Below are 12,334 nucleotides of genomic sequence, written 5' to 3'. Positions count from 1 at the left end.
AGCGTTAGATGCCGAAGCTCGCGAACGGGCATATCAGGACGGCCGAGGTGGCAAAGGCTGCGCGAACGCTGCGTTACAATTGGGACGACGTCATCTTCTTCCTGGAAGTGGCGCGAACCCGAAATCTCATTCGCGCGGGCCAGAAGTTGAAGGTCGACCACACCACGGTGAGCCGGCGCGTGAGGGAGCTCGAACGCAGCCTCAACACCACATTGTTCAAGCGCAGCAAGGCAGGCTTCGCCCTCACCGAAGCAGGTCTGCGGCTGCTCCAGTTTGCCGAAGGCATGGAGAACAACGCCAACGCGATCATCGAGGCCGTGGTGGGGTCCGAAAAGGCGGACGCCGCTGGAGCGGTGCGGATTGCTGCCATGGAGGGCATCGGCAGCATGTACCTGACGACCTGCATGGCCGCCTTCAGCAAGGCCTGGCCCTCGATTCAGGTCGAATTGATTACCGATACACGGCTTCTCGACATGACGCGCCGCGAGGCCGACATCTTCATCAGCTTTTTCAGACCAAAGGGAAGACGGCTCTCGGTCAAGAAGATTGGCGAATTCAGGATCTTTCTCTACGCCTCCAGTGCCTATTTGCAGCGCGCGGGCACGCCGTCTGCCCTGAAGGATCTCGACAACCACGACTTCATCGATTTCATCGACGAGCACATACAGCTCAAGGAGAACCGGTGGCTCTCCGACATCCTGCGGCCGGCTCATGTCGTGTTCCGCAGTACCAGCCTGGTCTCCCAGTACGTGGCCGCATCGAACGGGCTCGGCATCGCCATGTTGCCGTCCTATGTGGCAGCCCACAACAAGGACCTGCACCCAATCCTACCCAGCTACTTCTCCGTCCGCGACATCTGGCTATCCGTCCATGAGGATCTGCTGCACATCGCCCGCATCAAGGCGGTCATAAGCTTCCTCGAGAAGCGCGTCGCCGCAGATGCCGACCATTTGATGTCAGCAAAGCATCCCGCTAAGGGCTGACCTCGGTCGGCCTTGATTGCGAAGCGGACCTGCATGGCCGACGCACAGCAGTGGGGGAGCGGCGCCGGGACCAAAGGTGTGTTCCTGACCTCTGACGGTATCTGAAGCTCTGTGCCAGTGCGAGCAGTGTCAGTCTTGGCACCGCACGCGGCGCGCCATCCGGTCGATTGACTCCGATAGGTAGTGGGAATTTGCGCTTGCAAATCAACGACGAAGCGTCGTCCGATATGATTGAGTGGGAGTAGCGCGGGCTGTTATGCGCAATCTAGCCTAGTCTTGGTCGGTTGCCCCCTAGCGTTAGGCTCTGACTGAAGCCGTGAGCTTGACTTAATGCCGGTCGAGTCAGGAATCCACCGCACTTAGGCTGGCGCAGTACTGCAGCGTGCTTACTCGTACAGAAGGGCTGGGCATCCAAAGCTCCAGTTCCGAGCATCTGCAGGTCCAGTGCAAAGCAGACAGACTGTTTGCAGATTATCCACTCCTCCAAACTCGAATGACTAGCGCTCTGGATAATCTGCCGATTTGCTGCGCTCCATCCAAAGCTAGCGTTAGCTACGAAATGGCTCACGTCCGACGGTTTGCACGATCTCGATCGGCTACGATTCTCAAAGCAGACGTTGTGGCACCCGAAGCCAGTCGGCAACGGGCCAGTAGCGGGCTTTCCTAGCGCGGTCGTCTAACACAGAAAGCGGCGGCGCCGCCGCTCGACCGGTTCGGCACCGGAAACTATTCGCAGTGGGCCTCAACCAATCGTCCGTGAGATGTACGTTCCCACGCACGTGCTGTCAGGCCTTGCCGCGCCGGAGTTCGACATTACGCCAGGACACCCGAGGCCGCGCATCGACGCCGGCGAGACCTGAAGCCCCGTGAAGCAAAATCCCAACAAACTCTCGTTTTCAGCCAAGGCGGTCTTTATGCGGGCGAGGGGCTTCTCCAACTTTCCTCTAGATTTGCCATGACATGCTGGTAAATCATGTGATTTATATGCATAGTATTAGCCCGCTTGCATTGCTGGGAACGTAACGTGACGTCCGAAAACAATGCCTTGAATATTGGACCGCGCCTCCGGCGTGCCCGGTTGTCCAAGGGGCTGCGCATGAGAGACCTGGCGCAGGTCGTCGGATGTGACGAGAGCATGATTTCCAAGATCGAGGCCGGCAAGGTCATGCCGTCGCTGCCCATGCTCGACAAGATGGTCCACGCGCTCGACCGAGACATGGCCTCGTTTTTTGGCCTAAAGATCGACGACTACAAGCTGGTGCAGAAGCCTGAGGACCGGCTCAAGGTGCCGGTGGACGCACTGCGCGGCGGCACCGGTGTGACCTATGAGCGATTGGTGCCGATCGCCGCGGGCAATTTGCTCGAGGGCAACATTCATGTGGTCGCCCCGGGCGGCGAGAAGGTCGACCTCATCACCCATCGGGGCGAAGCCGTCGGCTACCTCGTGTCAGGAACCATCGAACTCACCGTCGACGACACCACATATCTGATGACGGCCGGCGACTCCTTCTTCTTCAAGGCTTATTTGACCAACAGTTATCGCAATGTCGGGCCGGACGAAGCGCGGATCGTCTGGGTCAACACGCCGCAGGTCCACTGAGGCGATCGCGCCAGTGCATGAATTAGATGCATGTGGCGAAAACTGAAGCAGCGATGGCTCAACATCGCTTCTTTTTCGGCGCGAGCGCGACGGCGTTGCATCCCAAAAACCTCCAGTTCGAGAACTTGCTGGCTCGATCACCGGAACGACCGAGCTGGCATAGCGCTTGCTTAACCTTTTGCATGACTGTGATGCATGTCGATTGCCCCCGGCTGCGTCTGACGTTGACGGGGCCCGATCACGTTGATGCGCTCCGGCAGCGATGCCGTCGCTTCGGTGAGTAACGGCAGGCGAACCGCTGATGGCTTTCGTTTGGAAACGTTTGCTGGGCACCATCCCGAGCCTGATCGGAGTTGTTGTTCTCACGTTCTTCATCTCGCACGCGCTGCCCGGCGACCCTGCGGCCTTCTTCGCTGGGCCCGCCGCGAACGCCGCATCGATCGAGAACATCCGCGCTACACTTGGACTCGATCGCCCGCTTCCGGTGCAGTTCCTGCACTATGTGATTGACCTCGCGCATGGCAACCTCGGCCGCTCGCTCACGACCGGCCAGCCGGTGTTGACCGATCTGATCGAAAGGCTGCCGGCGTCGCTCGAATTATCGTCCTTCGCGCTGCTGTTCGCGATCAGCATCGCCATCCCGATGGGCGTGTGGGCTGCGACCCGCATCAACGGTGGGGTCGATCATGCCTGCCGCGGGCTCGTCACCGTGAGTGCAGCCTTTCCGACGTTCTTCGTCGGTCTGCTGTTCGTATATATCTTCTATTTCCTGCTCGGCTGGGCGCCGCAGCCGCTCGGCCGCCTAAACGAGATTACCTTTTCGCCGCCGCCGCACGTCACCGGAGCCTACACCGTCGACGCCCTCATTGCGGGTGACTGGCCGGTGCTCCGCGCGGCATTGTCCCAATTGATCCTGCCCGCGATATCGCTCGGCCTGTTCGCGCTGGCGCCGATCGCGCGCATCACGCGGGCAGCGATGCTGGAGGCGCTGGGCAGCGATTTCATCCGCACCGCGCGCGCCAGCGGACTGCCGGTCCGCAAGATCCTGATGACCTACGCATTCCGCAACGTGCTGCTACCCGTGAGCAGCGTTCTCGGCATGGTGTTCTCGTTCCTGCTTGGCTCCAACGTCCTGATCGAACAGGTGTTCGGTTGGCAGGGCGTCGGCGCCTATGCGGTATCGGCCGTAATCGCCTCCGACTACGCCGCAGTGCAGGGCTTCGTCCTGATGATGGCGGTGCTCTACGTTCTGCTCAATCTCGCTGTCGACATCTTCGCGACGCTGGTCGATCCCCGCGTCCGGTACGAGGGCTGAGCGATGAGCATCATCACGCTCGCCCGCAACACCGGTTATGCCTTCGGCGAAAATCGCCTGACGCTGGTCGCCGTGATCATTTTGGCGCTGCTCGCGCTGTTCGCGATCTTTGGCCCTTATATCGCGCCCTATGATCCGCTGCTGACCTCCGCCACCACCAAGCTGGCGCGACCCAGTGCGCTGCATCCGTTCGGCACCGATGCGCTCGGCCGAGACATCCTCAGCCGCGTCATCGTGGCGACACGCCTCGACCTCGGCATGGCGGTTTCGGCGGTAGCGCTGTCGTTCGTAGTGGGCCTCGCGCTGGGCTCTATGGCCGGCTATTTCGGCGGCTGGACCGACCGCATCATTGGCCGCGCCATGGACACCATCATGGCGTTCCCGCTGTTCGTGCTGGCGATGGGCATCGTGGTGGCGCTCGGCAACAGCGTCGCCAACATCATCATCGCCACGATGATCATCAACCTGCCATTCTACTGCCGCTTCGCGCGCGCCGAGGTCAACGTGCGGCGCGAGCTCGGCTATGTCGAGGCGGCGCGCATGGGCGGCAATGGAGCTATGCGCGTTCTCGTCAACCACATCGTGCCGAACATTCTGCCGCCGATGATGGTGCAGGCCTCGCTCAACATGGGCTGGGCGATCCTCAACGCCGCCGGCCTGTCCTTCATCGGACTCGGGGTGCGGCCGCCGACGCCGGAGTGGGGCATCATGGTGTCGGAAGGCGCGAGCTACATCATTTCCGGCGAGTGGTGGGCCTTCATGTTCCCGGGCGCGGCGCTCGTGCTCGCGGTGTTTTCCTTCAACATGCTGGGCGACGGACTGCGCGACCTGCTCGATCCGAGGAAGCGCGTCTGATGGCACAGCTCGAGATCGACGACCTCTCCCTGGAATTTCGTACCCGTCACGGCGTGGTGCGCGCACTCGACAGCGTGAGCCTGTCCGTGACGCGCGGCGAGATCGTCGGCGTGGTCGGTGAAAGCGGGTCCGGAAAATCGGTTACCGCCTACACCGTCATGGGCCTGAACGATGAAGCCGCGCGGATCACCAAGGGCAGCATCACGATGGGCGGAATCGATCTTCTGGCCGCGCGGCCAGAGACCATGCGCGAGATTCGCGGGCGCGAGATGGCGATGATCTTTCAGAGCCCCCGTACGGCGCTCAATCCGATCCGCAAGATCGGCAAGCAGATTGAGGACGTGCTGCAGGAGCATGCCGGCTTGCCGAGCCGCGATCTCAAGAAAGCGGCGATTGCGGCCCTGGCGCGGGTCCGCATCCCCGATCCCGAACGTCGGGCGGACGCCTATCCGTTCGAACTCTCGGGCGGCATGTGCCAGCGCGTGATGATCGCGATGGCGCTGGCCTGCACGCCGTCCGTGCTGATTGCCGATGAGCCCACGACGGGGCTCGATGTAACGACGCAAGCCGTCATCATGGATCTTATCAGGGAGATGAGCCGGTCGACGCGGATGTCGACGCTGTTGATTACGCACGACCTCGGCCTAGCCGGCGAGTATTGCGATCGGATCGCGGTCATGCACGCCGGGCACATTGTCGAGATCGGGACGACTGAGGCGCTCCTGCAGCATCCGGCACATCCTTATACGCGCCAGCTGCTGGCTGCCACGCCCGTGCCCGAATCCCGTCTGGACGACCTCAATTCTATTCCCGGTCATCTGCCCGATTTGCGCGGTGCGTTGCCGCCATGCCGCTTCAGCGGCCGCTGTGAGCGGCGGCAGCTGATCTGTGACGAGGCGGAGTTGCCCTGGACCGAATTGTCGCCCGCGCACCTCGTGCGCTGCCGGTTTCCGCTGTCATGATGCCGCTGCTCGAAGTCAAATCGCTGTCCAAGTTTTACCCGATCAAGCGGAGAGGGCGCGGCGCGCGGCTGCATGCGGTCGACGATGTGGATCTGACCATCGGTGCCGGCGAAAGCGTCGGCCTGGTCGGTGAGTCCGGCTGCGGCAAATCCACCATGGTTCGCCTGCTTGGCCGGCTGATCGATCCGACGGTCGGCCAGGTCCTGATCGGTGGTGAGGATCTCACCGCCGTGACGCAAGCCCAATTTGCAGCCTCGCCGAGCCGGCGGCGCATTCAGGTCGTGTTCCAGGACGCGACCGAAAGCCTCAATCCCTCGTTTCGCGCTTTTCTGGCAATCGCCGATCCGCTGAAGCGGCTGCTCGGGATGACCAACGGCGCTGAGCTGGACAAGCGCGTGCGCGCCACGGCCGCACTGGTCGGATTGCCGGAAGAGCTGCTGCAGCGCTATCCGCATCAGCTGTCCGGCGGCCAGCGCGCACGCGTCGGCATCGCGCGTGCCGTCGCGGTCGAACCTTCGCTGCTGATCCTCGACGAACCGACCTCTGCGCTTGACGTGTCGGTCCAGGCCGTGATCCTGCGGTTGCTCGCCGACCTGCGCGCCCGGTTGTCGATGAGTTATTTGTTCGTGTCGCACGATCTCAACGTAGTGCGGCTTCTCTGCTCGCGTGTGGTCGTGATGTATCTTGGCAAGATCGTCGAGATCGCGCCGGCCGAGACGCTCTTCACGGCGTCGCTTCACCCTTACACGCAGGCCCTCGTTGCGGCGATCCCGGATCCGGCACGGCGCGGAGAAGCGCGGGTCAGGCTCGACGGCAGTCCGAGCAGCCCCATCGATCCGGATCCGAACGTTTGCCGCTTCTACGGCCGCTGTCCCAAGGGGGCGGATATTTGCACCAGGGTTATGCCGCCACTTCGCGCGGTAGGTCCGGACCACTTCGCCGCTTGCCATTTTGCTCCTTCACCACCTGGAGAAACCGATGAGCGCTGACAACGAGATCTGCCGTATGGATGCCATGACCGTCGCGGCGAAAGTCAGGGACAAGACGCTTTCTGCCGCCGAGGTCACGGAAGCCGTTCTGCGCCGCATGGAGAAGCTCGAACCCCACATCCATGCCTTCTGCACGCCGACGCCCGATGTGGCACGCGCCGCCGCCGCCGCGGTCGACGCCAAGATTGCAGCCGGCAAGGATCCGGGCCTGCTGGCGGGCGTGCCGATCGGAATCAAGGATCTCGTCGCCACCAAGGACATCCTGACCGTGATGGGCTCGCCCCTCTATCGGGACTTCGTGCCTGATGAGGATGACATCGTGGTTGAACGGCTGAAGGACGCTGGCGCCGTCATCATCGGCAAGACCAATGTGCCGGAGTTCGGTTACAGCGGCGTCGGTCACAATCCTGTTTTCCCGGCCACGCGCAATCCCTGGAATCTCGACATGACGTCCGGCGGATCGAGCGCCGGCTCGGGTGCATCGGTCGCAGCGGGCGTCGCGCCATTTGCGATCGGTTCCGATGGCGGCGGATCGATCAGGATTCCCTCTGCACTCTGCGGACTGTACGGAATCAAGGCCTCGATGGGCCGGGTGCCGCTCTACCCAGGTTGCCGCGATGAGCGCTATCCCGGCGTGTCAAGCTGGGGAATCGCTCGAACACGTCGGCCCCATGAGCCGGACCGTGGCCGACTCGGCGCTGATGCTCAAGGTGATCACCGGACCTGACCCGCGCGATCGCTATTCGATTCCGGCCGCCGACTTCGACTATGTCGCTGCCACCAGGGAAAGCATCAAGGGCCTTCGCATCGCCTATAGCGAAGACTGGGGCTATGCGCCTGTTGACCCGGAGGTGCGCCGCGTCGTCTCCGAGGCGGTGCGCGTGTTCGAGACTGATCTCGGCTGCACAGTCGAGCGCGCCAGTCCCGGATGGGACGATCCGTTCCCGCAATTCTGGACCATCGTTGCCGGCGACACTGATCTGACCGGCATGCGCCGCATGATGAAGGGGCACGAAAAGGAGATGTCGCCGCATCTCGTCGCGCTGCTGCAGCGACAGTGGACCGCGGAGGAATTCACCGACGCCAAGATGATGCGCCAGATGGTCTGCAATCGCATGTGGCGGTTCATGGCCAACTACGACCTGCTGATCACGCCGACGCTTGCAGTGCCAGCGTTCCCTCTCTACATGCAGGGCCCCGAGATCATCGAAGAGAAGATGGTCACGACCGGCGACTGGCTCTGCTTCACCTTCATCTGCAATCTGACCGGTCAGCCGGCGGCGACCGTTCCCGCCGGCTTCACCGAGACCGGCCTGCCTGTCGGCATGCAGATCATCGGCCGCCATTTGGCGGACCGCACCGTGCTCGCAGCCTCCGGTGCGTTCGAACAAGCGCGTCCGTGGGCTCACAAATGGCCGAAGCTGCTGGGCGACCTCGGTCTCTGATGCTGCCGTCACGTTCCCACTCACATATCAAGGAGAATGCACGACATGAGGCTCGATCGTAGACTTCTCACAGCGGCGCTGCTCACAGCGTCCGCTGCCTTGCCCGGCGCACCCGCACTTGCGGCCGAAATCGCCAAGGACACGATGGTCATCGTGTCCGAGATGGGCCCCAACGGCCTCGACACGATGGTGCCGACCGCCAACGATCACAGCCGCATGGTGGTGTGGCAGGCCTACGACCGGCTCGTCAGCCATGGCGAGAAGAAGCTGGCGGATGGCACGGTGTCGTACGATGCCAAGGTCATGACCCCGGAGCTGGCCGAAAGCTGGGAAGCCGCCGAGGACGGCAAGACCTACATCTTCCACCTGCGCAAGGATGCCACGTTCCACGACGGCAGCCCGGTCACGGCCAAGGACGTCAAATGGTCGTTCGACCGCGCTATCGCCGCCGGCGGCTTTCCGGCGGTGCAAATGGCGGCGGGATCGCTGGTCAAGCCCGAACAGTTCACAGTGGTCGACGATCACACATTCAAAGCGACCTTCGACCAGTTCAACAAGCTGACGATGCCCGACCTCGTCGTTCCCGTGCCCGTCATCGTCAATTCAGAGCTCGCCAAGAAGCATGCAACGCCACAGGACCCCTGGGCGTTCGAGTGGGTATCACGCAATGATTGTGGCGGTGGTGCTTACAAAGTCGAGTCCTGGTCACCCGGTCAGCAGACCGTGTTTACTCGGTTCGACGCCTGGAAGTCCGGCCCGCTACCCCAGCTCAAGCGCGTGATCTATCGGCAGATCGCCTCGGCCGGCACGCGCCGTGCGCTGCTGGAAAAGGGCGACGTCGATATGTCGGTCGGCCTGCCCCCGAAGGACTATGCCGAACTGGCAGAGCAGGGGAAGGTCGCGATCATCGGTGTGCCCGTGCAAAACGACCTCGTGTTCGTCGACATGAACGTCAAGATCGCCCCGTTCGACAATCCCAAAGTGCGCGAAGCGATCTCCTACGCCATCCCTTACAAGGAAATCGTCAGCTCCGCGCTCTATAACCGCGCCAAGCCGATGTTTGGCGGCGACCCGGATAAACCCTATCCGGATGCGACGTGGCCGGTTCCGATCAAGCATGGCCAGGATCTCGCGAAGGCTAAGCAATTGCTGACCGAGGCCGGCTTCCCCAACGGCTTCAAGACCACGCTGTCGATCGATCTGTCGGAATCGACCGTGCGTGAGCCGACCGCCATCCTGATCCAGGAAGCGCTGAAGACGATTGGTGTCGAGCTCACGATCGAGAAGGTGCCGGGCTCGAACTGGTTCGCCCAGATGGCCAGCAAGACGATGCCGATGGTCATCGCCGAATTCTACGGCTGGCTCGACTACCCCGACTACTTCTTCTTCTGGACGTTCCATGGCGGCAACAACTCGGTGTTCAATACCGCCAATTACGTCAACCCCAGCCTCGACAAGGTGATCGACGAGGCGCGCTTCACGCGCGACCCCGAGATCTACAAGACCAGTCTGAACAAGATGGTCGACATCGTTATGACCGATCTGCCGCGCATTCCGCTCTACACCCGCTTTGCGGACTACGCGGTCCAGAAGAACGTCAAGGGCTTTGAGTACTGGTTCCACACCCATCCCGACTTCCGCAAGCTCTACAAGGAATGAGGCGACGGCAAGCGCGCTCGATCGGGCGCGCTTGCCTTTTCAATCGGGAAAACACAGTGCAAGACACGCTCGGCGCCTTCGTTCCAGGCCCCATCATCCAGCGCGGTCCAAACCGGTCAGGGCCGCTCTCAGGCCTGACCTATGCGGTGAAGGACTTGTTTGATGTCGCAGGCACCGTGACCGGCTGCGGCAATCCGGACTGGGCCGCCACGCATGAGGTAGCAGAGGCCGACGCCTGGGCGGTCGACCATCTGCTGGGGGCGGGCGCCGCGTTGACTGGCAAGACCATCACCGATGAAATCTCGCTCGGACTGCTCGGCATCAACAAATTTTACGGCACGCCGCTCAATCCGCGCGCGCCGGACCGTGTTCCGGGTGGCTCGTCGAGCGGCTCCGCCTCGGCCGTCGCCGGCGGCCTGGTCGATATTGCCTTGGGGACGGATTCCGGCGGTTCGGTGCGCGTGCCGTCCAGCTTCTGCGGGCTCTACGGGCTGCGGCCGACGCACGGTCGGATCTCCGTCGCCGGCATGATGACCCAAGCACCGTCGTTCGATACCGTCGGCTATTTCGCCCGCGATGCGACGACGTTCGCGCGGGTCGGTGCCGTGCTGCTCGGCGAGCAGGTGCCCGACGCCCTGCCGACTGATATCATCATTGCGTCCGACTGCTTTGCCATCGCCGACGCGCCAGTGCAGGGCGCTCTCCAGCCGGTCGTTGATCGGCTACATCAGGCCGCTGCGACCATCGTATCACCCCTGGCCGAAGGCGAGCTTCGCGACTGGGCGCGGCATCAGCGCATCCTGCAGAGATGCGAATTCCAGGCGACCTTTCGCGATTGGGTCGACCGGGTGAACCCGCGGTTCTCCTCGGAAGTCGCTGGCGCGTTTGCCGACGACGGCCGCACGCCACCGGCCGACCTCGCTGCGGCCAAGGCTTTTCGCACGAGCGCGTCGAAGCGGCTCGACGATCTGCTCGACGGGCGGCGCGTGCTGTGCCTGCCTACGTCGCCCATTCTGCCGATCAGCCGGGACGCGCGCCTGTCGGAGATCCGCGCTGCGGTGCACGAGATCGTCGACCTGACCGGCATCGCAGGCCTGACCGGGCTTCCTCAGGTGAACCTTCCCGTCGCGACATCCGGCTCTATTCCAGTGGGGCTGTCTCTCATCGGCTGGCGCGGCGGTGATGCGCCCCTTGTTGCCGCGGCACGGACCCTGGCTCGCGAATTCTCGGTAGGACTGTTCGAGGAGCGGCAATGACCGACGTCAGGGACACGAAGACGCTCACGCTCGACGGTGCGCTCAAGGTGCTCAACGCAGCCATCACGGAAGCCACCCGCATCGGGCAACCGCTGTGTATCGCGGTGGTCGATACTGGCGGCAATCTCTTGGCGTTCGGACGCATGGACGGCTCGAAAGGCCTGAGCGTTACGTCATCCATCAACAAGGCGCGGACGTCGGCGCTGTCCGGCGTGCCGACCGGCGGCGCTCACGCAGATGTGGAGATTCAGGTCACCTTGGCGCACGAAAGTCGTTGGACCAATCTGATCGGTGGTTTGCCCATCCGCGTCGACGGATTCATTCTTGACGCAGTGGCGGCAGGCTCCGGGTCGGGCATGCAGGATCTCGCCGTGGCCCGAGCCGGTGCAGCTGCGATCCCGCACGCAGACATGTACCTCGATTTCAAGCCGATGGGCGCGGAAGATACCGGGATCATCAGAGGTACGACGCCTCAGCCGACGATTTGAATCCTTCAGGTAGTTTACAGCGCCTGGAGACCGCTAAGGGCCCACAAAACACAATAGCGGTTAAAGTAGACGGCTAGCACCATGTAACGCGCCGGGGTGTTACGCGATCGCTCGTGGTGTGTCGCATCGCATTGCGGTTGAAAGCTACGGTTCAGATGGTGCGGAGGGGACCGTTGCAAATCGCGGTTCGCGGTCCTCAGCCGAAACCTGAAGGTAGCATGCATTAAACTGGTCGCATCCCAGTCGCGCTATGGCAGGCACGGCAGGTACGGACCATCGAACGACCGCACCGGCGCGCTCCTTGACGGTATTTGAACTAAGCTCAACTCCATGTCGTAACGGCCGTCTTGACCACGTCTGTGCCGCGGATCACTCGAATGACTACGATAGATGGCGAAATCGCCAACAGCGCGAACGTCCCAAACTTTTCTGTGAATTCAAGAGAACAAAATTGCGGCGGATATACCGTCGGCATTTGTCCGTCAGACTTGAAGAATTGTGCTTGCAAATCAACGGCGATACGTTTTCCGAGATGATAGAGTAGGAGTAGTGCCAGCGGCGGCGTTCGCGTAGTTTGACGTATTTTGCGGTGGGTTCTGTTCTCCTTTCTCGACGTCGAAGTGGTCGACCAGAGTTGCGTGCTTCGATCTAAGCCGACCGAAGCGCGAGCGTCTGCTGTTATTATGCCGATGGAGTATTGCTGCGCATTGCAGAGTACGGACAGGGGAGTGCGTCTTGAGCGCGAGCTCGATCACCGCACACAAAGAGTGGTCAGCCGGTAA

At 62.3% G+C, this 12,334-nt stretch carries 11 protein-coding genes; all 11 read left to right on the top strand.

Annotation, left to right across the window (positions count from 1 at the left end):
- Nucleotides 1-8: 8 nt before the first annotated feature.
- The 11 genes from ACVWZM_RS44045 (at nt 9) to ACVWZM_RS43995 (ending at nt 11,552) form a co-directional block, all read left to right on the top strand.
- A complete protein-coding gene (locus ACVWZM_RS44045; RefSeq protein ID WP_456856442.1) occupies nt 9-983 on the top strand; it encodes a LysR family transcriptional regulator in 975 nt (324 codons plus the stop codon).
- A gap of 1,024 nt (nt 984-2,007) precedes the next feature.
- The gene (locus tag ACVWZM_RS44040; RefSeq protein ID WP_456856441.1) at nt 2,008-2,583 is read left to right on the top strand and encodes a cupin domain-containing protein; all 576 of its coding nucleotides are present in this window, start codon (nt 2,008-2,010) and stop codon (nt 2,581-2,583) included.
- Between the two features lie 298 nt (nt 2,584-2,881).
- Nucleotides 2,882-3,898, top strand: coding sequence for an ABC transporter permease (locus ACVWZM_RS44035; protein WP_253625997.1), 1,017 nt, complete (start codon nt 2,882-2,884; stop codon nt 3,896-3,898).
- 3 nt (nt 3,899-3,901) lie between these two features.
- Nucleotides 3,902-4,753 (top strand): ABC transporter permease, encoded by an 852-nt coding sequence (locus ACVWZM_RS44030; protein ID WP_456856439.1) that lies wholly within the window; start codon nt 3,902-3,904, stop codon nt 4,751-4,753.
- A complete protein-coding gene (locus ACVWZM_RS44025) occupies nt 4,645-5,715 on the top strand; it encodes an ABC transporter ATP-binding protein (RefSeq protein WP_456856438.1) in 1,071 nt (356 codons plus the stop codon). The genes ACVWZM_RS44030 and ACVWZM_RS44025 overlap by 109 nt, the downstream gene beginning before the upstream one ends.
- On the top strand, nt 5,715-6,704 hold the full coding sequence (locus tag ACVWZM_RS44020; protein ID WP_456856866.1) for an ABC transporter ATP-binding protein: 990 nt from the start codon (nt 5,715-5,717) through the stop codon (nt 6,702-6,704). Before ACVWZM_RS44025 ends, ACVWZM_RS44020 begins: the two co-directional genes overlap by 1 nt.
- Nucleotides 6,694-7,431, top strand: coding sequence for an amidase (locus ACVWZM_RS44015; protein WP_456856437.1), 738 nt, complete (start codon nt 6,694-6,696; stop codon nt 7,429-7,431). Before ACVWZM_RS44020 ends, ACVWZM_RS44015 begins: the two co-directional genes overlap by 11 nt.
- Complete coding sequence (locus ACVWZM_RS44010) at nt 7,376-8,149, top strand: amidase (RefSeq protein WP_456856435.1); 774 nt, start codon at nt 7,376-7,378, stop codon at nt 8,147-8,149. Before ACVWZM_RS44015 ends, ACVWZM_RS44010 begins: the two co-directional genes overlap by 56 nt.
- 45 nt (nt 8,150-8,194) lie before the next feature.
- Entirely contained in the window at nt 8,195-9,808 is a 1,614-nt protein-coding gene (locus ACVWZM_RS44005; protein WP_141342861.1) for an ABC transporter substrate-binding protein, read from the top strand.
- The gene (locus ACVWZM_RS44000; protein WP_456856434.1) at nt 9,805-11,064 is read left to right on the top strand and encodes an amidase; all 1,260 of its coding nucleotides are present in this window, start codon (nt 9,805-9,807) and stop codon (nt 11,062-11,064) included. Before ACVWZM_RS44005 ends, ACVWZM_RS44000 begins: the two co-directional genes overlap by 4 nt.
- Nucleotides 11,061-11,552: a GlcG/HbpS family heme-binding protein gene (locus tag ACVWZM_RS43995; protein ID WP_456856433.1), complete on the top strand. Its 492-nt coding sequence runs from the start codon at nt 11,061-11,063 to the stop codon at nt 11,550-11,552. Before ACVWZM_RS44000 ends, ACVWZM_RS43995 begins: the two co-directional genes overlap by 4 nt.
- Nucleotides 11,553-12,334: the final 782 nt, after the last annotated feature.

This window comes from Bradyrhizobium sp. USDA 4501, assembly GCF_054062115.1.
The sequence above is the reverse complement of the archived record's forward strand: the minus strand, read 5'-3'. Positions and strand labels throughout refer to the sequence as shown.

What these genes read in the sequence shown, in the direction of transcription:
- ACVWZM_RS44045 (WP_456856442.1), top strand. Translation starts at nt 9, where the DNA reads ATGCCGAAGCTCGCGAACGGGCATATCAGGACGGCCGAGGTGGCAAAG.
- ACVWZM_RS44020 (WP_456856866.1), top strand. Translation starts at nt 5,715, where the DNA reads ATGCCGCTGCTCGAAGTCAAATCGCTGTCCAAGTTTTACCCGATCAAG.
- ACVWZM_RS44030 (WP_456856439.1), top strand. Translation starts at nt 3,902, where the DNA reads ATGAGCATCATCACGCTCGCCCGCAACACCGGTTATGCCTTCGGCGAA.
- ACVWZM_RS44005 (WP_141342861.1), top strand. Translation starts at nt 8,195, where the DNA reads ATGAGGCTCGATCGTAGACTTCTCACAGCGGCGCTGCTCACAGCGTCC.
- ACVWZM_RS44000 (WP_456856434.1), top strand. Translation starts at nt 9,805, where the DNA reads ATGAGGCGACGGCAAGCGCGCTCGATCGGGCGCGCTTGCCTTTTCAAT.
- ACVWZM_RS44010 (WP_456856435.1), top strand. Translation starts at nt 7,376, where the DNA reads ATGAGCCGGACCGTGGCCGACTCGGCGCTGATGCTCAAGGTGATCACC.
- ACVWZM_RS43995 (WP_456856433.1), top strand. Translation starts at nt 11,061, where the DNA reads ATGACCGACGTCAGGGACACGAAGACGCTCACGCTCGACGGTGCGCTC.
- ACVWZM_RS44015 (WP_456856437.1), top strand. Translation starts at nt 6,694, where the DNA reads ATGAGCGCTGACAACGAGATCTGCCGTATGGATGCCATGACCGTCGCG.